The 20,865-nt window shown below is 57.5% G+C and carries 15 protein-coding genes, 1 tRNA gene and 3 pseudogenes; 13 read left to right on the forward strand and 6 right to left on the reverse strand.

What is annotated here, in order from left to right:
- Positions 1 to 74 precede the first annotated feature (74 nt).
- Both ACSYSS_RS01175 and ACSYSS_RS01180 read right to left on the reverse strand, forming a co-directional pair.
- On the reverse strand, positions 75 to 944 hold the full coding sequence (locus ACSYSS_RS01175; RefSeq protein ID WP_491703705.1) for an HAD-IIA family hydrolase: 870 nt from the start codon (positions 942 to 944) through the stop codon (positions 75 to 77).
- A gap of 90 nt (positions 945 to 1,034) precedes the next feature.
- Positions 1,035 to 1,119: transfer RNA gene (locus tag ACSYSS_RS01180), tRNA-Ser, on the reverse strand.
- Between the two features lie 263 nt (positions 1,120 to 1,382).
- On the opposite strand from ACSYSS_RS01180, the gene glf reads away from it, so the two are divergent.
- The 4 genes from glf (at position 1,383) to fni (ending at position 8,081) form a co-directional block, all read left to right on the forward strand.
- Positions 1,383 to 2,558, forward strand: a complete 1,176-nt coding sequence (gene glf / locus ACSYSS_RS01185) for a UDP-galactopyranose mutase (protein WP_491703706.1) — start codon at positions 1,383 to 1,385, stop codon at positions 2,556 to 2,558.
- A 409-nt stretch (positions 2,559 to 2,967) separates the two neighbouring features.
- Complete coding sequence (gene mvk / locus ACSYSS_RS01190) at positions 2,968 to 4,122, forward strand: mevalonate kinase (protein ID WP_491703707.1); 1,155 nt, start codon at positions 2,968 to 2,970, stop codon at positions 4,120 to 4,122.
- 31 nt (positions 4,123 to 4,153) lie between these two features.
- Positions 4,154 to 5,296 carry a diphosphomevalonate decarboxylase gene (gene mvaD, locus ACSYSS_RS01195; RefSeq protein ID WP_491703708.1) on the forward strand — a complete coding sequence of 381 codons (1,143 nt, stop codon included), beginning with the start codon at positions 4,154 to 4,156 and terminating at the stop codon, positions 5,294 to 5,296.
- 139 nt (positions 5,297 to 5,435) lie between these two features.
- The gene (gene fni, locus ACSYSS_RS01200) at positions 5,436 to 8,081 is read left to right on the forward strand and encodes a type 2 isopentenyl-diphosphate Delta-isomerase (RefSeq protein ID WP_491703709.1); all 2,646 of its coding nucleotides are present in this window, start codon (positions 5,436 to 5,438) and stop codon (positions 8,079 to 8,081) included.
- 46 nt (positions 8,082 to 8,127) lie between these two features.
- On the opposite strand, the gene ACSYSS_RS01205 is transcribed toward fni, so the two are convergent.
- Both ACSYSS_RS01205 and upp read right to left on the reverse strand, forming a co-directional pair.
- Complete coding sequence (locus ACSYSS_RS01205; protein WP_491703710.1) at positions 8,128 to 9,024, reverse strand: YwiC-like family protein; 897 nt, start codon at positions 9,022 to 9,024, stop codon at positions 8,128 to 8,130.
- A 336-nt stretch (positions 9,025 to 9,360) separates the two neighbouring features.
- A complete protein-coding gene (upp, locus tag ACSYSS_RS01210; RefSeq protein ID WP_491703711.1) occupies positions 9,361 to 9,999 on the reverse strand; it encodes a uracil phosphoribosyltransferase in 639 nt (212 codons plus the stop codon).
- A gap of 123 nt (positions 10,000 to 10,122) precedes the next feature.
- Between upp and ACSYSS_RS01215 the strand changes: the two genes are divergently transcribed.
- The gene (locus ACSYSS_RS01215; RefSeq protein WP_491703712.1) at positions 10,123 to 10,392 is read left to right on the forward strand and encodes a hypothetical protein; all 270 of its coding nucleotides are present in this window, start codon (positions 10,123 to 10,125) and stop codon (positions 10,390 to 10,392) included.
- Positions 10,393 to 10,584: 192 nt separating this feature from the next.
- On the opposite strand, the gene ACSYSS_RS01220 is transcribed toward ACSYSS_RS01215, so the two are convergent.
- Positions 10,585 to 10,734, reverse strand: coding sequence for a hypothetical protein (locus ACSYSS_RS01220; protein WP_491703713.1), 150 nt, complete (start codon positions 10,732 to 10,734; stop codon positions 10,585 to 10,587).
- 63 nt (positions 10,735 to 10,797) lie between these two features.
- Here ACSYSS_RS01220 and ACSYSS_RS01225 point away from each other — a divergent pair, with 63 nt between their 5' ends.
- Positions 10,798 to 11,244 (forward strand): hypothetical protein, encoded by a 447-nt coding sequence (locus tag ACSYSS_RS01225; RefSeq protein WP_491703714.1) that lies wholly within the window; start codon positions 10,798 to 10,800, stop codon positions 11,242 to 11,244.
- Positions 11,245 to 11,502: 258 nt separating this feature from the next.
- Positions 11,503 to 14,229, forward strand: coding sequence for an ATP-dependent chaperone ClpB (gene clpB, locus ACSYSS_RS01230; protein ID WP_491703715.1), 2,727 nt, complete (start codon positions 11,503 to 11,505; stop codon positions 14,227 to 14,229).
- A 300-nt stretch (positions 14,230 to 14,529) separates the two neighbouring features.
- On the opposite strand, the gene ACSYSS_RS01235 is transcribed toward clpB, so the two are convergent.
- Positions 14,530 to 15,378 (reverse strand): hypothetical protein, encoded by an 849-nt coding sequence (locus tag ACSYSS_RS01235; protein ID WP_491703716.1) that lies wholly within the window; start codon positions 15,376 to 15,378, stop codon positions 14,530 to 14,532.
- 108 nt (positions 15,379 to 15,486) lie between these two features.
- Between ACSYSS_RS01235 and ACSYSS_RS01240 the strand changes: the two genes are divergently transcribed.
- The 6 genes and pseudogenes from ACSYSS_RS01240 (at position 15,487) to gatA (ending at position 20,863) form a co-directional block, all read left to right on the forward strand.
- Positions 15,487 to 16,926, forward strand: coding sequence for a DNA recombination protein RmuC (locus ACSYSS_RS01240; RefSeq protein ID WP_491703717.1), 1,440 nt, complete (start codon positions 15,487 to 15,489; stop codon positions 16,924 to 16,926).
- Positions 16,927 to 17,170: 244 nt separating this feature from the next.
- Positions 17,171 to 17,842 (forward strand): annotated as a pseudogene (locus tag ACSYSS_RS01245) (hypothetical protein); the annotation flags it as partial.
- A 121-nt stretch (positions 17,843 to 17,963) separates the two neighbouring features.
- A pseudogene (locus tag ACSYSS_RS01250) lies at positions 17,964 to 18,446 on the forward strand (RNA methyltransferase); the annotation flags it as partial.
- A gap of 120 nt (positions 18,447 to 18,566) precedes the next feature.
- Positions 18,567 to 18,794, forward strand: a pseudogene (locus tag ACSYSS_RS01255) (TrmH family RNA methyltransferase); the annotation flags it as partial.
- Between the two features lie 219 nt (positions 18,795 to 19,013).
- Positions 19,014 to 19,316 (forward strand): Asp-tRNA(Asn)/Glu-tRNA(Gln) amidotransferase subunit GatC, encoded by a 303-nt coding sequence (gatC, locus tag ACSYSS_RS01260; RefSeq protein ID WP_491703718.1) that lies wholly within the window; start codon positions 19,014 to 19,016, stop codon positions 19,314 to 19,316.
- Positions 19,313 to 20,863, forward strand: a complete 1,551-nt coding sequence (gatA, locus tag ACSYSS_RS01265; RefSeq protein WP_491703719.1) for an Asp-tRNA(Asn)/Glu-tRNA(Gln) amidotransferase subunit GatA — start codon at positions 19,313 to 19,315, stop codon at positions 20,861 to 20,863. The genes gatC and gatA overlap by 4 nt, the downstream gene beginning before the upstream one ends.
- The last annotated feature ends 2 nt before the right edge of the window (positions 20,864 to 20,865 follow it).

A 20,865-nucleotide genomic window follows, 5' to 3' on the forward strand; every position in this document is an offset into this window, starting at 1 on the left:
CTCTTTGAATGAAAGGATTCCGCGTTTTGCACGATTTCAGTGCAAAACGCGGAATCCTTGGTGCCTATTGTGGCTTATGCCTTTGCCGTCGTTTGATTCTTCGTCTTGCATGATTTGGCCCCAGCGTTCGCTGGAATCTCAGCAGCAGGAATGCCACTGGCCACGTAAGGGATGAGGTCGGAGATGCCGTTGACCACATGCGATGGGCGGAAGGGGTACTTGTCTACGGATTTGCGCGTGGAGATGCCGGTCATCACCAGGAATGTCTCGGTTCCGGCTTCCAGGCCTGCCTTGATGTCGGTGTCCATACGGTCGCCGATCATCGCTGTGGTGGCGCTGTGTGCGCCCAGGTGCTGCATGGCTGTGCGGAAGAAGATGGGGTTCGGCTTGCCGATGAAGTACGGCTCAAAGCCGCTTGCCGACTGGATCATTGCCGCCACCGCGCCCGCTGCCAGCAGATCGCCATCGTTGGAGGGGCCGGTGTAGTCCGGGTTGGTGCAGATGAATCGTGCGCCGTGTTGAATGAGACGCAATGCGGTGGTGAGGTTCTCGAACGAGTAGTTGCGCGTCTCGCCGATGATGACGTAGTCGGGGTTGCGGTCGGTAAGTATGTAACCGACTTCGTGCAATGCGGTGGTCAGGCCTGCTTCGCCGACTACGTAGGCGCGGCCATGCGGAATCTGTTGGGCCACGAAGTTCGCGGTGGCCATGGCGCTGGTCCAGATGTTCTCTTCTGGGATGTCAATGCCGGAGTTGTGCAACCGCCAGCTCAGGTCGCGCGGGGAGTAGATTGGGTTGTTGGTGAGCACTAGGAACGGTGTCTTTGCTTTCTTCAATGCGTTGATGAAGTCTATCGCGCCTGGTAGTGCCTCGTTTTCGTGCACCAGCACACCGTCCATGTCGGTGAGCCACGCCTTGATGTGTTGTTCTGTTTCTTCGTTCATGCTCTAAGCCTACATCATCTTTGGACCATCGCCGGTACGAATATAAATAAACTCGGAATCGTTAATACTCCAGTATTGTGGGGCGTCAAGCGGAGGATGCGAGATTCGAACTCGCGAGGCTGTTACACCAACACGCTTTCCAAGCGTGCGCCATAGGCCACTAGGCGAATCCTCCTGCAGTGCTTATGATACCTTTTATCAGTATCTACAAGCAACCTATCTAAACTATCATGACCCGGCGAATTCTGCAACCGCATATCTTCCTGTATGTGTCGCAAACGAAGCTTGGAAGCCGGTTGGGTGGATTCGTCAATTAGGGTTATATGACGGTGAGGGGGTTTTACGCTACAGTAGAAACAAATGTGCTGAGTCGCCGCAAGGGCACTCGAATACAAAAGGGAAGTGAATGTAATGGGTGCAGGTAACACAGAGGAATACATGGTGAGAATTGCCGATGAAGATATGCCAGATTTGCTGATAGTAGGGGCTGGGTTATTTGGGCTTACGGTGGCGCAGCAGGCCGCAGAAAACGGTTATACGGTGCGCATCGTCGACGTGCGCGACCATATCGGCGGCAACGCTTACTCCTATATGGATAAAGAGACAGGGGCCGAAATTCACAAGTATGGTGCGCATCTTTTTCATACCTCCAACAAGCGCGTGTGGGACTATGTGAATCGCTTCACGAGCTTCACCAACTATCAGCATCGCGTCTACACCACCCATGACGGCGAGGTGTACCCGTTGCCCATCAACTTGGGCACCATCAACCAGTTCTTCCATGCGCACTACACGCCTGACGAGGCACGAGCCCTGGTCGAGGAACAGGCCGGCGAGCTGGCCGGCACCGATCCGCAGAATCTCAACGACAAGGGCATTCAGCTCATCGGCCGTCCCCTGTATGAGGCGTTCATCAAGAATTACACCGCCAAGCAGTGGCAGACCGACCCGGAGGACCTGCCCGCCTCGATCATCAAGCGCCTGCCGGTGCGCTTCAACTACGACAACCACTACTTCAAGGACACTTGGGAAGGGCTGCCAACTGACGGCTACACCGCTTGGATGGAGCGCATGATCGCCGATCCGAAGATCAAGGTGAGCCTTGGGGTGGACTTCTTCGACGAGTCCCAGCCGTGGAACAAGAAGGCGCTCGTGGGCCGTGTGCCGGTGGTTTACACCGGCCCGGTGGACCGTTACTTCGACTACGCGCTGGGCGACCTCAAGTGGCGCACTGTGGAGTTCAAGGAACGCCGCTACGACGAGGGCGACCACTTCGGCACAGCGGTGATGAACTATGCGGACCCCGATGTGCCGTATACGCGAGCCATCGAGTTCAAGAACTTCAACCCGGAGCGTGCCAAGAGCCAGAACCCCAATAAGACCGTGGTCTGGGAGGAATACAGCCGTTTTGCCAGTCGTGAAGACGAGCCATACTACCCGGTGAACACCCAGGCCGATCGCAGGCTGTACCAACAATATGCCGACAAGGCAAAGGCTGAGCCAGAGGTCATTTTCGGCGGTCGTTTGGGCACGTATGCCTACTACGACATGCATCAGGTCATCAACAGCGCCTTGGTTGCCTACGAAAAGCAGGTCTCACCGCTGCTTAGGTGATTGATTCGGGCAAAAATCGTTGTGAAGGCATTCCGTGAGCACTTTTCTTGCGTATTTGTGTTGAGATGGTTTTAGGGACCGCGGTATTTCGTGGTTCCTGTTTTTATGACCTGAAGCTGCATTAAAAAGTGCTCACGGAGTGAATGAACGGGTGGTTGCTGGTTGATATTGTGGAATTAATGAGTGACTATTGGCTGTTTATTGGATTAGAGATTTGCAAGATGAGATGAAGCGAAATGGTTTTGTGTATTTGCCAGCTTATCTTCACAATCTCTTCACAATCCATGCATAACTTTCACTGTTCTTTGCGTCAGATTCACATATGTGTCCGTACACTGAAGATAGTTGAGGAAGAAATGGCGGGCGCTGTGATGTGCGGCCATTTGTGTGGACATATGGAAGGATTCTCATGCAGCCCAGTGCGATTGATGCATCCAATGCGGCCGAAATACGCAGTCGAGCCAACGGTGCAACGCTGAGCGTGGTTGGGCACTCCACTGATGTGGGTTATGGAGAGACATGGGCCAAGGCAATCCTGATGGGCGAGCACTCTGTGGTCTATGGCTATCCGGCGGTCGCCTTGCCGTTGCGCCATTTGAAGATGCGTGCCTGGGCCAGGCCAGTGGCACGCGCCGGTCACGGTTCGGGCCTCTCCGATTGCGGGGTTGGTCAGGAGCATCAGCTGGGGGGCACATTGCATGCGCTCGACTATTCAGGTCCGCTGAGCGAGGCCGGCTCCCGCTTCGGTGGCGTTGAGCAGGCGGTTCGTGTGGCGCGTCAGTTCGCAGGCCGCACTGATTTGGATTTTGACATCACCACGGATTGCAGCTTTCCGGCAAGTCGAGGCATGGGTTCCTCCGCTGCTTCGGCTGGAGCCATCATCCGAGCCATTTTGGATGCCTGTGGTGTGAAGGCAAGTCGCAGACAGCTGCTGGAGCTGACGCAGAAGGCGGAAATCATCACGCATGGCAAGCCGTCGGGGCTCGATACTGTGACAACATGCTCGACATCGGCTGTCACCTATGAGTCCGGTTCTTTCAATGAATTTGATGTCGGCATGGACGCCTATCTGGTGATTGCCGATTCAGGCATTGTAGGCAGCACGCGTGAGGCCGTTGAGTTGGTGGGCCGGCAGAGCGAGCAGAACGGCGACCGTGTAAAACGAATCATGGATGAGCTCGGTGGCTTGGCACGCCGTTCGCAGCATGACCTTACCGAGGGTGGCGTTGTGCAGCTTGGCAAGAGAATGAATCGCGCCCACGCGCTGCTTGCACAACTGAAGGTGAGCCATCCTGTGGTCGACAGATTGGTCGGTGTGGCTTGCGGAGCCGGCGCTGACGGGGCGAAGATGACCGGAGGCGGCTTAGGCGGGTGTCTGGTGGCACTTACGGGGAACAAGGCCACGGCGTCACATGTGCGGGATGCATTGCTTCGTGAAGGTGCGGCTGATGCGTGGATTCATTCACTGCGTGGTGACGGTGAGGCCAAGGCGCGTTCTGTGGTGAGGCCGGCGGAATCGGCGCAATCGTCGAAGGTTTCCGCGCAGGCTGTTTTTGCACGCTGAGGGCAGTGGTAGGCTCTGTAACGTGAACGGTATGACAAGCGGCGACTCTTTGGGCTCCAGGCGTCTTGGGAAAGGCGATGAGGGCCGACGCTCCCCGGTTTCACCCATGTGCGCCACTGCCAGTGCGGATGCGAATATAGCGCTGATTAAGTATTGGGGCAAGGCGGATGAACATCTCATCATTCCCAGGGCCTCAAGTCTTTCGCTCACATTGGACGGGTTTTCCACGCGTACTACCGTTGAGTTCATTGAGGATGATGGCGACTCAGCGGGGAGCGGTGTGGATGCACGACCTTCTGGCATTACATCGAATGGAATCGGCGGCGATGGCAATGTAATTATCGCTGGCGACACCCTGACCATCGACGGCAAGGCACAGGACGGCAAGGCTCTGACTAGGGTAGGTGAGTTTCTTGATGTTGTGCGCAAGATGGCCGGTATGCCCTCGAATGCCGCTGCCCACGTGGTTTCCGCCAACACTGTGCCGTACGGTGCCGGTCTTGCCAGCTCAGCCTCGGCGTTCGCAGCCCTTGCAGCTGCAGCGACGCACGCCGCAGGCCTCAGCCTCTCTCCTCGTGGCCTTTCTCGTCTGGCTCGCCGTGGTTCCGGTTCCGCCTGTCGTTCGATCTTTGGCGGTTTGTCGCTCTGGCACGCGGGAGACAGCGACGAGAGCTCGTACGCGGAGCCAGTGGACTCCTCACGCCTGAACCTTGCGATTGTGGTCGTGGAGGTTTCTCAGGGTGTCAAGCCGGTTTCCAGCCGTGAGGCAATGCGTCGCACGGTGGCCACCTCGCCATTGTACGAAGCGTGGATTGACTCGTGCCGTTCCGACCTGGACGAGGCTTTGGAGGCTGTGAAGACGGGTGATATTGAGCGTCTCGGCCGTGTGACCGAGGCGAATTCGCTTGGAATGCATGCCACGATTATGACTGCCCGCCCGCCGGTGATTTATTGGCTGTCGCAGTCCGTGGCGGCCCTGCACGCGGTGGAGGGCATTCGCAGGACTGGTCTTGGGGCGTGGTCGACCATGGATGCGGGGCCGAACGTCAAAGTGCTTGTCGACGCGCGCGATGCGCAGTCGGTGGCCGATGAATTGCGCAACCGCGTGCCCGGTTGCGCCGTTTCGGTGCATCTGCCCGGCCATGGCGTGCGTTTGGAGAACGGTTTGCTGTGAGCCATCGTCGTGCCGGTTTTAAAAGCTGCTATAAGAGAATATGGATGCCATGTCTTTGGTTGGAAAGCGAAATCTGGTTCGGCTATGATGATGTATGGATTTGGGCATTGGGCTTGGTGTAAGGAAGTATTGGAATTTGATGGGCGTTGACAGGAATATTGTGGAGGGCGACGTGGACCGTGCTGCAGCGGGCGGGCAGCCTGCCGCTGGCCAAACCAGAGGTTTGCCGAGCGAAACCGAGGCAAGAGCTTCGGGGAAACTGTATATAGCGGGGGAGTATGCAGTTGTGGAGCAGGGGCACCCTGCGATCCTGGTCGGCGTGAACCGTTGGCTCACTGTGCATGTGGGTGAAGTGGCTGGCGGTGTTGCGCGGTTGCCGGGAACCGGGGGCGAGCCAACCTCACTCGACGATGGTGCACAAACGGTGGGGCGCATCCATTCCGAAGGCCATCCCGAGGCATCGGTGACATGGCGAAGGCGCGGCGACAGAGTCGTGCCGGATGTGGAACAGCCCGGTGCGGCCTTCGTGCTCGCGGCCATCCACGCCGTGGAGGAGCTTGCTGCAGTCAAAGGACAGGTTCTGCGCACGTATGATGTGAACATCAACAGCGAATTGGACGATGCCTCCGGGCGCAAGTATGGTTTGGGATCGTCTGCCGCGGTCACTGTTGCCACGGTGCGGGCGCTTAGCGAGTTCTATGGGCTTTCACTGGCACCCCTGCAACTGTATAAGCTCGCATTTGCCGCTGCCAGTCGTGCGCAGAAGGTGGGGTCCGGCGGGGACATCGCAGCGAGTGTGTTCGGCGGTTGCATCCGTTTCACTGCTGTCGACAGGCAATGGGTCACCGAGCGTCTGCAAAATGTGCGGCTTGCGGATCTTATTGACATGCCGTGGCCGGGGTTGACCATAAGCAGGATCCGCGCTTTTGGCGACGATCAAGACCTGCAGGACGCTCACGGCCTGGAAGGATCACAACGCTCGCAGAGCCAAGCCCGCACCGCTGCCAAGGGCGGGCAGCGTGCATTGCGCCTGTTGGTGGGTTGGACCGGTAACCCCGCTTCGACCTCCGCTCTTGTCAGCCAGGTGCAGCAACACAGTGCCGCCGAGCATGAGCGGCGTTACCATGATTTTCTCCATGCCAGTGACGAGTGTGTGGATGCGCTCGCCGAGGCGTTGACGCATGCCGACATGAAGTCGGTGATGGCTGGAATCGACAGGGCACGTGATTTGCTGAACGGTCTTTCACAGTTCACTGGCACAATCATTGAGACCCCAAAACTGGTCAAGCTCATCGACATTGCCCATGCCCAAGGTGCCGCAGCAAAAAGTTCGGGGGCCGGGGGCGGTGACTGTGGTATAGCCATTGTGTCGGCTGGAACCGGCCCACGGTCGGGGGCCGGGGGCAACGACGATCAAGTTTCACAGATTTTCAGGCTATGGCGAGAAAACGGCATTCTGCCGCTTGACTTGGATGTCACTGCTCCTCAGATGGAGCTGAGTACGTGGCTTCCAGAGCGTTTGGGCTCTGAGAAAACGCAAGGATATCAGGCTGCTGTAAAAACCGATGATTATGCACAAGGCTCCGGGGCCAATCGCAAGGATGACCATATTCGTTTCGCCCTTGCCCAACATGCGTCCGAAGAGGGCAATGCCTTTGACGATGTTCGCTTCGTGCACCACAGCTTGGCGAGTGTTTCCCCCTCAACGCTCGATGTTTCCACCGAAGTCTGCGGCGTCAAATGGGAGCAGCCCTTCTATATCAATGCCATGACCGGTGGGTCTCAAAGGGCGGGGTCCATCAACGCATCCCTGGCGCACGTGGCTTCGGTCACTGGCTTGGCCATGGCCACGGGTTCGCAGAGCGCCGCGCTTCGTGAACCCGTGCTCGAGCCCACCTTCACCACGATTCGTGAGCACAATCCAAACGGATTCGTGTTCGCCAACATCGGTCCGGAGGTTCAGGTCGACCGGGCTTTGGCCGCAATCGACATGCTGCATGCCGATGCGTTGCAGATCCATCTCAATGCCGTGCAGGAAACCGTGATGCCCGAGGGTAGTCGGGATTTCAGTGCGTGGCCCGGCAACATACGCCGTATCGTTGAAACCTCGCCTGTGCCCGTGGTGGTCAAGGAAGTCGGCTTTGGCATGAGCCCGCAGACCGTACGGAAGCTGGCTGAACTGGGTGTGCAAACAGTTGATGTCAGTGGGCGGGGCGGCACGGATTTCGCGGCGATTGAAAATGAACGTCGTCGGCTCCATGAGTACGGTTACATGGCCGGCTGGGGTCAATCCACGGTGTTGTGTCTGCTGCAGATCGCCGATGATCGCGAGGGTGTATCTACGGGCAAGGCCGATGCCAACGCTGTTCCCGTAGCGGAATCGGCACCCACCTCTATGCAGGCACCGTCTGTGCTTGGGCCGACTTGCGCAGATGGCTTGGTTCCTCCTGTAGTGCTCGCCTCCGGCGGCGTGCGCAATCCTCTTGACGTGGTCAAGGCACTCGCGTTGGGCGCGCAGGCCGTGGGTGTCTCGGGGCATTTCCTCCATACGTTGAGTCAGAGCGGAGAGCAGGCGCTTATTGATGAAATCGAGTCATGGAAGGCTCAGATACGTTCGTTGATGTCGTTGCTTGGTGCCCGCGCCATCTCGGATTTGCGGCACACCGATATCTTGGTCTGTGGGCCCACGGCTGAGCATGCTCGGCAACTTGGGGTCAACCTGCCTGCGTTGGCCAGAAGGTTTTCATATGGCGCGGCAACTGGAAGCAATGCGATTGAAGGGTGAGTTGCGGTTGCTGTAAGTTGTCGCCGTCATGCCGTCAGCTGCACGATCAGATGCAGATGTATACGATGGCGATCCAGTTCATCAAGCTTGTGCCGACTTCGACCAGCCCTATATACACGGGCTTGAGGCGATGAGAGATTTTCGGCAGTGTGGCGGCTCTGGCGAGGAGCACACATGCCACGGCTCCCCAGAGCGGGTGTGCGGCAAACCCAAGCGATACCAATCCCAGATGATAGATGACTGAGAGAGCGTAATACTGGTTCTTTCCGTATTCGCGGATCATGGTTTTGACGAACAGCACTGATGCGTATTCGCTTGCTGCAAAGGCTAGCGTTGCTTCAATCACCGTGGTCGGCAGCGATTGAGGGTAGGATTTGCTGCCCAAGCCAGACGAGATGAGGCACATAAGGGATGCGCATGCCACGGAAACCGCATTGCCCCAGAGTGTGCGCTCCTTGCGTGTGTAGGCGGCTGTAAATGAGAGTGCTGCTAGGGCTAGCAGTGGAACGGCCCAGTTCAGTAGCGTCGGTGAGGCAACGATCAGCGGAATGCCCACTAGCGCTGTCAAGGCCAGATATGTCAGTGTGGGCACGGCGAATTCGTGTAGGCGTGCGGCAAACTGTGCGGCGCGCGGCGAGGTGGATTGGTCAGGGTTTTGGCTGGCGTTTCTTACGGCGATTTTGCCGCTGGAGGTTGGCTCTACGCTCGATTTGCCGATTCCGCGGGCGTAGGCGTTGCGATGGGCCAGCACCGCGAGATACCGCGCTGTGCTGAATTGGAAACAATAGCATAGCGCCCACGCCGCAAGCAGCCAGAAGCCCTTCCAGGTCGGTCCGCCGATGACGAAGCCGCCCAGTGCCGGGCCGAGCGCCATGAACCAAGCTCCGGGCTGGTCGGGGATCCAACGTTTCATCTTGCCGGTGGATTGATGGTTTTGCTGCATGACCTTATTGTGCCTCAAAAACAATGCGAGAGAGAGGGTGTTTCTTGAAGGTTGTTCAAGGGGAATCAAGCGGTTGTGGGTCTTGATGGGTGGTGACTGCTGGTCCAATAGGCAGACTGCCGGAGGCGTCGAAGGGAATCCCGAAACAACATGGCTGAATCCCAACGAAATCAGAATTCAACCTTTATCACTATTCGTTCAGTGGGTATCTTTCCTCGAATCCTCATTGAACTGGAAATCAGAAATGGCGAGTTTCTAACGATTGCGAAACCCGCCATTCCTGAGACTCGTTGAATACTTGTTAAAAGTACCCACTGAACGAGCACTCAGCCAACATCAGTCGATAAGGCCGTAGAGACGGTCGCCTGCATCGCCCAGGCCGGGAACAATGTAACCATGCTCGTTGAGTTTTTCGTCTACACTGCACACCACGACCTTGAAGTCGATGCTTGGGTCAAGGGATTCCTCGACCTTCTTCAATCCTTCTGGAGCTGCGATGATGTTGATGGAGGTGATGTCTTTGGCGCCGCGCTCTGCCAGGTAGTGTGTGGCGGCGATGGTGGTGCCGCCTGTGGCGAGCATCGGGTCCAAGAGGAAGCATTGGCGACCGGTGAGGTCTTCGGGGAGCCTGTTGGCATAGGTGATGATGTCGAGCGTGTCCTCGTCGCGGCGCATCCCCAGGAACCCGACTTCGGCGGTGGGCAGCAGTTTGGTCATGCCGTCGAGCATGCCCAGTCCTGCGCGCAGGATCGGAACCACCATGGGGCGCGGGCTTGCCAGGTGCTTGCCGGTCATGGTGCAGATCGGGGTCTCGATCTGCCGGTCCTCAACGTCGAGGTTGCGCGTGGCTTCGTAGGCTTCGAGTGTGACGAGCTCTGAGACCAGCTCGCGGAAGATGTTGGAGGGGGTGTTCTTGTCTCGCAGTACGGTGAGCTTGTGCTCCACCAGCGGGTGATCTAATACATGAAGTTGCATGGTTCTGATTCTAACTCAAAGCGTGGCCGGCCTGTGGTTTCGCTCCCAACGGGCAGTGCGGTGGGAGCGCAGACATGTCTTAGCGGCATGAGTCATTTGTTTTGGTCGCGTTTGGCATGCATAATGGCGTGTACGGGTTTGTGGGGTAAGCGTACGCCTGCGCAGAAGGATTTTACCTCTCAGCAGTCATCCGATAATGCTGGCCATGGCACCGCTGGCAACTATGGTGATGTTTCTGGAGATTCCGCTTCGCAATTTTCTTACGGCGTTAGGGCCGTTGAGGCTGACAGTGCACCCATCCGTCCGATTACGTGCCTTCACACTGCAATCGTTGGTTGGAAGATGACGCTGTTGTTCGTCCTTGTCCTTGGTGGATTCGGTTGGGGTGCCTAGTGATTGAACTTTTCGCGGCATCGGGTGTGGCAGCAGGGTTACGGGGACGTGACATCGTTGCATTCCGACATCTATGGCTTATGCCATGGCACTGCTCTGTCTAGTGGTTTTCGCGGGACTGCTGCCTTTGGTGATATACGCGTTCTGCCGTCCTGGTTCTCGGTTTTACGATGCCCGTAAGATCTGCAAGCGTTATGGTTTGCGTCGGTTGTGTGCGCATTGCGACACCTGGGCCACGTTTGATGATGGGACGATGAGGATGAGGGCAGTGTCGGTGAAGTCGACGATGACGGGGATGCTGCCGACGGCGGAGTTGGGTCGGATGCAGCGCAGCTGAAGCAACTTGGGAAATCAAACGGATCCAGAACAGCGACGCAATGGCGCTGTTTCCATCAGGCAGTGTTGATGTATGACCTGAGAATCATCCACGTGCGCAAGTCTCGGCTCCCGGTTTCCATCACCTTCATATGTCAGCCGGGCAAGTATCGCCGGCGCAAATCTCGCACATACAATCGCTACTTTTCCATTTTTGCATATTGGGCTGGAAAATATGACTATAACGGCAGCGACTGCCCGTTCAGCAATCACTGGGATATTTCGGGGTTTGACTGTTTCGAGGCTGACCCTCATCTCGATGTTTCCGGCGCAATGCTGTGCACGCTGAATTTCGCCCGGGACGGTATTCGCCTGCATTTCGAACCAGTCAGCGAGCCCGTGGATGCCCATGCCAGCAGGGTGGAGCAGGAGCGTCAGGCCGCGCAGCTCAACACGGCCGTGGCTGAAGCGAACAAGTCGGTGGAAGGGTACGGGAAAGCCATAGGTCTCACCCGTTTTATGTATTCCGTGGCATAAGTCGATTACAGCATGTGCCCACGGAATGTTCGTTCTTCGCAGTTGGATGATGGTTCATGGTCGTCAACGTGGTATGTTCCCAAGTAAAAGAAATGGAGTCATGTACAAAAACTTGAGTTATGTACACTCAAGTTTTGGGAATAACTTCTGATTGTTCGATGTTGACGGATGTAGATACGTAATTACCGCGTCTAATGCCTCGGTCAAGTTTTGTTGGGTGGCTAGGCAGGGGCCGATGCGGGCGAACATGGAGGAAACATGGAACAGAACTTTACAAACATGGCTCAAGAGGCCATTGGCGACGCCATTCAAAGTGCCGCGGCCGCGGGCAATCCGCAGGTTGACACGCTGCATCTGCTGGATGCGCTGCTTCGTCAGGAAAACGGCGTGGTGCCGGGGCTTATCGAAGCCGCAGGCGGTGACAGGCAGTCGATTGGCGCCGAAGTGCGCAACGCTTTGGTCAAGCTGCCGAGCGCCAGCGGATCGTCCACTTCGCAGCCGGATGCCAGCCGTCAGCTCAGTCAAGCTCTGAGCGAAGCCGAAAAAGAGATGAAGAAGATGGACGACGAGTTCGTCTCCACGGAGCATCTTTTGATCGGCATTGTGGATGCCGCGCCGAATGAGGCAGCCAGCATCCTTACCTCGCACAACGTCACTGCCAAGGCGCTTCGTGATGCTGTGCCCAAGGTGCGTGGCGGTGCCAAGGTGACGAGCGCAGACGCGGAGGGTAACTATAAGGCGCTGGAGAAGTATTCCACCGACCTCACCGCCCAAGCCCGCGAAGGCAAGCTCGACCCGGTGATTGGACGCGATCAGGAGATACGCCGCGTCATGCAGATTCTTTCGCGCCGCACCAAGAACAACCCGGTGCTGATCGGCGAGCCGGGCGTGGGCAAGACCGCGGTGGTGGAGGGATTGGCCCAGCGCATCGTCGCAGGCGATGTGCCGACCACGCTGCAGAACAAGCGCCTCATCAGCCTCGATTTGGGCTCGATGGTGGCCGGTTCGAAGTACCGTGGCGAGTTTGAGGAACGACTGAAGTCCGTCTTGAACGAAATCAAGAGCGCGAATGGTGAGATCATCACCTTCATTGACGAGATTCACACCATTGTGGGTGCCGGCGCCGCCGAAGGCTCCATGGACGCGGGCAACATGCTCAAACCCATGTTGGCCCGTGGTGAACTGCGCCTCATCGGCGCCACCACGCTGGACGAATACCGCGAGAACATCGAAAAGGACCCCGCGCTGGAACGTCGTTTCCAGCAGGTGTTCGTGGGCGAGCCGAGCGTTGAAGACACCATCGCCATCCTTCGTGGGTTGAAGCAGCGTTATGAGGCCCACCACAAGGTGACCATTGGCGACGACGCGCTCGTTGCAGCCGCCACGCTTTCGAACCGCTACATCACAGGTCGCCAACTACCCGATAAGGCCATTGATCTGGTCGATGAGGCGGCGGCGCACCTACGCATGGAATTGGATTCACAGCCCGAGGAAATCGATGAATTACAGCGCCGTGAGACACGTCTTGAGATGGAGGAGATGCAGCTGAAGAAGGCCGAGGACCCGGCCAGCAAGATTCAGCTCAAGAAACTGCAGGGTGAGTTGGCAAACACCCGCGAGAAACTTGGAGGTTTGAAGACCCGTTGGGATGCGGAGAAAGCCGGCCATAACAAGGTTGGAGATTTGCGTGCCCAGATGGATGCCAAGCGGGTGGAGGCCGATAAGTTCACTCGTGATGGCAATTTGGAGCAGGCCAGTCGCATTCTCTACGGTGAGATTCCAGCCATCCAGAAGCAACTCGACCAGGCCGAGCAGGCAGCGGACGAGGAAAATGCCGAAGGGCAGGAAACGGAGCCGATGGTGCCCGACCATGTGGATGCCGATTCGGTGGCGGGCATCGTCTCCGAGTGGACGGGCATTCCCGTCGGCCGTTTGATGCAGGGCGAGAACGAGAAGCTGCTGCACATGGAGGATTTCCTCTCCAAGCGCGTGGTCGGTCAGAAAGAGGCCATTCAGGCCGTTTCCGATGCGGTGCGCCGGAGTCGTGCAGGCATCTCCGACCCCGACCGACCCACCGGCTCGTTCATGTTCCTCGGACCCACGGGTGTGGGTAAGACCGAGCTCGCCAAGGCGCTCGCCGACTTCCTCTTTGACGATGAGAAGGCCATGGTGCGCATCGACATGAGTGAGTATATGGAGAAGGCTTCCGTCTCTCGGCTCATCGGCGCAGCTCCTGGCTACGTCGGTTATGAGGAAGGTGGCCAGCTCACCGAGGCCGTGCGCCGGCGTCCTTACTCCGTCGTGCTGTTCGACGAGGTGGAGAAGGCGAACCCCGAGGTCTTCGACCTGCTGCTGCAGGTGCTCGATGACGGCCGCCTGACCGATGGCCAGGGCCGCACAGTGGACTTCAAGAACACCATCCTCATCATGACTTCGAACCTGGGTTCCCAGTTCCTGGTGCAGGACGACCTTGACGAAGAACAGAAGCACCAAGCCGTGATGGATGCTGCGCATGCTCACTTCAAGCCCGAGTTCCTCAACCGGCTCGACGAGATCATCATCTTCCACCCGCTCACCCGTGAGGAGCTTGGGGAGATTGTCGATATTCAGGTGAAGCAGGTTGCTTCTCGCCTGACTGACCGCCGCATCTCGCTTTCGGTCACTAAGGCAGCCAAGACATGGCTGGCGGATGCCGGCTACGACCCGGCGTACGGTGCCCGGCCTCTGCGCAGGCTTGTGCAGACTGAAGTCGGTGATCAGATGGCGCGCATGTTGCTGTCCGGCCAAGTGCATGATGGCGACACGGTGCTGGTGGACCAGACCGGCGGAGAGCACCTGGAACTCAGCGTCATGCCGCCTGATCCGTTGGCGGAAGATGCCGAGGACGATGAAGGCGACGTAAATGGTGCAGAGAACGGCGGCGCTTCAGTGGATTCCGCTGGCTCTGGTGCCTCTGGAAGCAGTGCAGGCAGCACCCAGCAGTGATGCCGATTATGCATGAATGTGGCCTGAATTCTTCTGAATTTAGGCCGCATTTCGTTCTGTGAGCACTTTTTCGAGAGAATTTCAAAAGCCCAAAGTTAAAAATGCCGGAATTCCGACAATTTGGAAAGTTTCTGACTCTGGTGCCTCTAGAAAGTGCTCACGGAACGAATTGGTCTGGTTCTGGGAAAGAAATAATTGTTATCGAAAAGAAAATCTGACATCGTATTGGTCATATTGTCAGTATTTGCCCATTTTATGATGTTGTTCGTTTGTTGTGGTTGGCTGTGATTTTGTTGTGTCTCATTCTGATAGTGAGTGAGGCTCTCTTGCCAACTTCCAGATGGCATATGCGGAGAGGAGGATTGCTGCGATGAGCAATAGCCCAATGGTGATGATGACGGCGTTGGCCAGGCGTGGCTGAGGCCCGATGACCAGTAGCACTGCGAAGCACCAGATTGCGGCGCAGAAACTGGCTATGACGGAGATTCTGATGAATCCTGTGATTCTTTTCAACTTGTCGGCCTCGTTGCTGCCTAGTTTCGGTTCGGCATGAGGGACGAAAAAGCGGAAGCGGATGGCGCCTGCCTGCAATAGGTCCACCAACAATGACAAGCAGATGATGATGCCTGTCACTTCGAAGTAGGAATGTGAGTCGTCTGGAAGCTGATTGCCGGCAATGCAGAATGCCAGGCTGTAGATGTACGATGCCAGGGCGCTCAATGTAATGAGTAAGGCTCTGCCCGGAATGTGGTTTTTGAGCATCTCCCGCCCCTCGTTGAGTACGGAGGAACCGCAATAGAACATCGCCGGTGTGATGAGAACCGCCTGTAGCCACGGGCTTTCGACCCACGGGGGCAGAATTCCTGGCGCAAAGCGGACGGTAAGGGCCGCTAGGAGCACCGGTACGGTAAGCACGATGGCGACGATGAGTCGCCTGGATGTGTGCCTGATGTATTCATTCAGTTTTTCAGTGCCGGTGAGCGCTTTGATGTTGACGTTACCGAGCAACGTGGCTTGAACTGAGGAAGCGGCATCTGAATCGGAGGATTCGTCGGCGGCGTCTATGGAACGGAAAAATGCAATGACCAGCCAAGTCAGCAAGGCTGCGATGACGGCTGCAAGGCCGCCTTGGAATACATTTGCTAGCACTGGTTCCTCCCTTTTCCTCCATCATCGCAGAAAGCGCCGAGAAATCCATCATACGATAGATTGAGATTTCCGGCGTGTGCATTCCGATCATACCATATAATCGAACATATGTTCGATAATCCTGTAATCGATATTCTTTGGGTCGTTCTGGCGGCGGTGCTGGGGCTGGTGGCCGGTTTTGCGCTGGGCAGGCTCAAAAGCGCTCAATCCGGTAGGCGGGGCGAAGCTGGCGGTGCCGGCGGCTCCACCATGGGCGCAGGGGCGTTGTCGGCTGAGGAAGCCGATGTTTTGAGGGCTCGGGCGGATAATCTCAATGCGCAGGTGTCGGCGCTGACCGCCACCAATGCCCAGGCGCGTGCCCAAGTTGAGGGGCTGAACCAGCAGTTGGCTTTTGTGAAGTCGCAGCTTGCGCAGGCCCAGCAGGCCGAGCAGATGCGTTTGCAGCGTGAACGGGAGCGTGCCGCCCAGGAGGCCGAGCGCAAGCGTGAGGAGCAGGCCAAAGCCATGAGCGAGCAAAGCAAGGTGATTGCGGCGTTGGCTCCGGTGCAGAAGAATCTGGATGCGCTGCAGACCAAGGTCGCTCAGATCGAAGAGGGGCGCAAGGGCGAGATGGGCGCTCTGAGCCAGCAGCTCAAAGGGCTTGGCGACCAGCAGACCAGGCTCGACAAGGAGACCAGTTCGCTCTCTGCGGCTTTGCGTAACAACAAGGTGCGTGGAGCCTGGGGCGAGGCTCAGCTGAGAAACATCGTGGAGTCAGCGGGCTTGCTGGAGCATGTCGATTTTGATACCCAGGTGGTGGTCACCGATCCTGAGGGCAACATCCAGCGGCCGGACATGGTGATTCATCTGCCGGGAGGAAAGACCATACCGATTGATGCCAAGGTGCCGTATTCGGATTATCAGCGGGCCTGCCAGATACCGGAAACCGCTTCGCCGGAGGAGCTTGACCGGCGTAAAAGCTTGTTGCTGGCCCATGCCAAGGCGCTGCGGGAACACGTGAAGACCTTGGGAGACAAGGCGTACTGGAATGCGTTCGACACTGCTCCCGACTTCGTCATCGCCTTCATTCCCAACGATGCCCTGCTTGAAGCGGCGCTCGAAGTGGACCCGACGCTAATGGACGACGCGTTCGCGCAGAAGGTGGCGCTCACATCTCCGGTCACGTTGTGGGCGGTGCTCAAATCGGTGGCGTTCGCCTGGCAGCAGCAGAGCCTCACCGACGATGCCAAGACGCTCTTCAAGCTTTCGCGGGAACTCTATGAGCGCTTTGCCACGCTTGGGGCCAACGCCAACAAACTTGGCAAGTCCATCGTCAGTACGGTGAACGCATACAATAAATTCGCCTCATCGCTGGAGTCGCGCGTGCTCGTGACGGCCCGTAAGATGCAGAAGATCGATGGCAGCAAGGTGATTGAGCCGGTGGATATGGTGGACCCAGACAAGGCGAACCTACGTGAGCTCACTGCTCCGGAGCTGCAACTTGACGAAGATGGTACTCACGATGACAGTACTAATAATGGCAGTGCTCAGAGCTCCGCTGAGGCTTGATGAATCCATTGCGGCCAAAAGTCCTATGGAACCTAAGAATCTTGGCCCAGCTGTTCTCGGCTGGACCGTTCCTGACTGAATCGTCATCGTGGCACGCCGGATTGGGATTTGGGTCAAAGAAATTCGGAAGATTGGGGGAGTTCGGCGGGTGCAATGGCTTGTTGTGGTGTGTGCTGTTACGTATGGCGAGCAGTGCCGGTACAGTTGCAGCTGTAGATGAATGGGAATCGAAGGAAGGGCTTACATGACGCAAGGATTTCGCAAGGCCGGCGCAGTGCCGACCACTGCCAAGGAGACGTTGCGGCCATTGCTCGTCTCTCAGATTGCCGGCAAGCCGTTCAATGAGCTGTTCGGCGTGACCTTGGGCCACGAAAGCGCCAACCTGATTGGACTTGCGTTGCTCACCGAACTGAAGGATCAGGGGTTCGCTCCGGGGTCATTCGACGCTGTGGGTGCACTGACGGCGGCTGCCGTCCCATTGGTTGTTTCAATGATTGATTCCGCTGCCCAAATGGGCTTTGCACTCGACGGATTCGTTATGGATTTTGTGTATCCCTCCATCAAGGGGCCTTCCATTGAAGGTAAGAGGGTTGTTCTCGTCGATTCCTGGCTTTCCGAGAAGTCATATGTGCAGACATCCTCGCTGGTCACTCTGCGCAACGGTAATGAGTTGAGCCTTGATTTTGGCATTGTGACTCGGGCAGGCGCCCAAGTGGTTGCCATTGCCTCCTTGATTGGTGGAATTGGTGGGGGTGCGGATTATGCCTCGTCAGCCAATACCGCCAACAAGGGCAACGTAGGTAAAAGCAGTGATGCTGATGGCCAAGGTTTAGAACGTATTGAGGTCATCGATCTTGTTGAGGGTGATCACCAGAGCATTCCATTCGTCAGCGTATTCAGTGAGGAAGAGCTGCGGCAGGGTGAAGAAAGTGGTAGATCAGAGGCCGCTGCTGATAATGCTATTGGTCGGGCAAATGTGGCCGATGAAGCTTGCCGAGGCAATGATGGAACCGGCAACAACGGTGGAGTGAGTGCAGATGCGTGAGCCCAATCCAGTCACTGCAGCGGCCAAGGTTTCCGGGGAACCGGAGTTTCGTGAAATCGGTTTAGGACCATGGGCCCAGGAACACCCCGATGAACCTCGTCCCGATCAGCCGTCGAGTCCGAATTTCGATGCACGTTACGATTCCGCACTCCTCGATCAAGGCGACCGACGCAATGTGCTCGACCGGTTCCGGTATTGGTCGGTGGATTCCATCAAGGCTGAGCTCGACAGGCAGGGGCGTCACGGTTTTGAGGTGGCGGTTGAGAACTGGACCCATGATTTCAACATCGGCTCTATGGTGCGCACGGCCAATGCGTTTGGAGCAAAGTCGGTCCACATCGTCGGCCCGCACAAGTGGAATCGCAAAGGCTCGTTGATGACCGAGCTCTATCAGCATGTTGATGCTCATCCCTCGATTCAAGAGCTTGTGGATTTCTGGCATGAGGAGATTGCGGAAGAGATTGCAACTGCGCAGCAGGCGCAGAGTGAAATTCAGGACGGACATATGCCTGCCGGTGTCGGAGATGCTGCCGATTGCGACATCGATGAACTTCTTGATCATTACAGAGCCGCCGAGGACGATGCCCGCGCCTCGTGCATCATTGCACTTGACATTGTTCCAGGCGCTGTCCCCATTGAAACGTACTCGTTCCCGAATCGTTGCCTATTGCTCTTCGGCGCTGAAGGCCCGGGGCTCTCGAAGAAGGCGCTCGAACTGGCGGATGATGTGGTCTACATTCAGCAGTTCGGCTCGGTGCGCTCCATCAACGCCGGAGCCGCCGCTGCCGTGGCGATGCACTGCTGCCTGGCCCAGCATCTGTAGTTTGTGCCGGTTGATTGCAGTCTGGTTTGTTTGAGGTTTTGTTATTTCATCAGTATCGTCATCGGTTGTCAGTGTGAGACTGTCTGAAACTAACGAAACATGGTCGATTTCTGTTGGTTTCCGCCGCATTGTGATGTCGTTGTAACTGAAATCCAAGGAATCGGTGTTGTTTTTGCAGGTTGCACTTATTCGTCACAATTGCCTCATACAATAGGGGCTATGCCTACATTCACTAGAGAAACAGTCGAGCACTTGGGCGAGCTTGCCCAAATCGCGCTCACCGACGAGGAGGCGACTCGCATGCAGGGCGAGTTGAACGTCATCGCCGATTCTATCAACAAGGTGCAGGAGGTCGCGTCCGAAGACGTGGAGCCCACTGCCAACCCGATTCCGCTTGAGGCCTACTTGCGCCCCGATGTGGCCGAGACCCCGCTTTCGCGCGAGGATGCACTTGCGGGTGCCCCCGCCACGGAGGACGGCATGTTCGTGGCGCCTCGCATCCTTGGAGGTGAAGAGTCATGAGCAATACGCAAGATACCAACGATTTGCTGCATCTTACAGCTGCGCAGATGGCTGGGAAGATTCGCAATAAAGAGGTCTCCAGCCGTGAGCTGGTCGATGCCGAGCTGAACGTCATCGACTCCGCCGAGCCCAGCCTGCACGCCTTCCTCAAGGTCTCAGCAGACGAGGCGCGTGCCCAGGCCGATGCATTCGACAAGAAGAACGCCGCTGGAGATACGGACGGTCTGCCGGAACTCGCTGGCGTGCCGATCGCCATCAAGGACATGATCGTCACCAAGGGCATCGAGACCACCGCCGCCTCGAAGATTCTCGAAGGCTGGGTGCCGCCCTACGATGCCACCGTCATTACCAAGCTCAAGGCCGCTGGCATGCCGGTTCTCGGCAAGACCAACCTCGACGAGTTCGCCCAAGGCTCCTCCACGGAGCACTCGGCGTTCGGCCCGACCCATAACCCGTGGGACACTGACCGTGTGCCTGGTGGCTCTGGCGGCGGCTCAGCTTCTGCCGTTGCCGCTTTCGAATCCCCAATCGCCCTCGGCACCGACACTGGTGGCTCCATTCGCCAGCCTGGTGCTTTGACTGGAACTGTTGGCGTCAAGCCCACGTACGGCGGTGTCTCCCGTTTTGGTGCCATCGCCATGGCCAGCTCACTCGACCAGATTGGCCCGGTGTCCCGCTCCGTGCTCGATGCAGCGCTGCTGCAGGAGGTCATCGGTGGTCATGACGTGCGCGACTCCACGTCCATTCCGATGGATGTGCCGCCGCTGGCGAAGGCCGCTCGGGAAGGGCAGAGGCGCGATTTGCACGGTATGCGCATCGGCCTCATCAAGCAGCTCGGCGGCGACGGATATCAGCCTGGAGTTGAGCAGCGCTTCAATGAGGGCGTCAAGCTCTTGCAAGAGATGGGTGCCGACGTGGTCGAGGTCGATTGCCCGCACTTCGACTATGCCCTTGCTGCCTACTACATCATCATGCCTTCCGAGGTCAGCTCGAACCTAGCCCGTTACGACGGCATGCGCTACGGCCTGCGCGTCATGCCTCCGGCAGGCGTGCCGCAGACCGCTGCGAACATGATGGCCTACACCCGTGAGGCTGGCTTCGGCGACGAGGTCAAGCGCCGCATCATCCTGGGTATCTATGCCCTCTCCGCCGGTTACTACGACGCTTGGTACGGCAAGGCCCAGCAAGTGCGCACGCTTATCATCGACGACTTCAACAAGGCCTTCGAGAAGGCCGACGTGTTGGTCTCGCCCACGTCTCCATCCACCGCCTTCAAGTTCGGTGAGAAGATGGATGATCCGCTTTCGATGTATATGAACGACATCGCAACCATTCCGGCGAACATGGCCGGCACCCCCGCAATGAGCATTCCTGCGGGCTTGAGTGACGATGGCCTGCCGGTCGGCTTCCAGTTCATCGCCCCGCAGAAGCGTGACGATGTGATGTACAAGCCTGCGGCGGCGCTCGAAGCGGCGCTTGAGGAGCAGTGGGGCGGCCCGATCTGGCAGTCCTTGAAGACCCCGTGGCTCGGCAAGGCCCAGAAGTAGGA

The organism is Bifidobacterium sp. ESL1118 (assembly GCF_058505595.1).

Coding starts and splice junctions, on each gene's coding strand:
- mvaD (WP_491703708.1), top strand. CDS start 4,154: ATGACAAGCGGCGACTCTTTGGGCTCCAGGCGTCTTGGGAAAGGCGAT.
- mvk (WP_491703707.1), top strand. CDS start 2,968: ATGCAGCCCAGTGCGATTGATGCATCCAATGCGGCCGAAATACGCAGT.
- ACSYSS_RS01175 (WP_491703705.1), bottom strand. CDS start 944: ATGAACGAAGAAACAGAACAACACATCAAGGCGTGGCTCACCGACATG.
- glf (WP_491703706.1), top strand. CDS start 1,383: ATGGTGAGAATTGCCGATGAAGATATGCCAGATTTGCTGATAGTAGGG.
- ACSYSS_RS01205 (WP_491703710.1), bottom strand. CDS start 9,024: ATGCAGCAAAACCATCAATCCACCGGCAAGATGAAACGTTGGATCCCC.
- gatC (WP_491703718.1), top strand. CDS start 19,014: ATGCCTACATTCACTAGAGAAACAGTCGAGCACTTGGGCGAGCTTGCC.
- clpB (WP_491703715.1), top strand. CDS start 11,503: ATGGAACAGAACTTTACAAACATGGCTCAAGAGGCCATTGGCGACGCC.
- fni (WP_491703709.1), top strand. CDS start 5,436: ATGGGCGTTGACAGGAATATTGTGGAGGGCGACGTGGACCGTGCTGCA.
- gatA (WP_491703719.1), top strand. CDS start 19,313: ATGAGCAATACGCAAGATACCAACGATTTGCTGCATCTTACAGCTGCG.
- ACSYSS_RS01240 (WP_491703717.1), top strand. CDS start 15,487: ATGTTCGATAATCCTGTAATCGATATTCTTTGGGTCGTTCTGGCGGCG.
- ACSYSS_RS01215 (WP_491703712.1), top strand. CDS start 10,123: ATGGCGTGTACGGGTTTGTGGGGTAAGCGTACGCCTGCGCAGAAGGAT.
- upp (WP_491703711.1), bottom strand. CDS start 9,999: ATGCAACTTCATGTATTAGATCACCCGCTGGTGGAGCACAAGCTCACC.
- ACSYSS_RS01225 (WP_491703714.1), top strand. CDS start 10,798: ATGTATGACCTGAGAATCATCCACGTGCGCAAGTCTCGGCTCCCGGTT.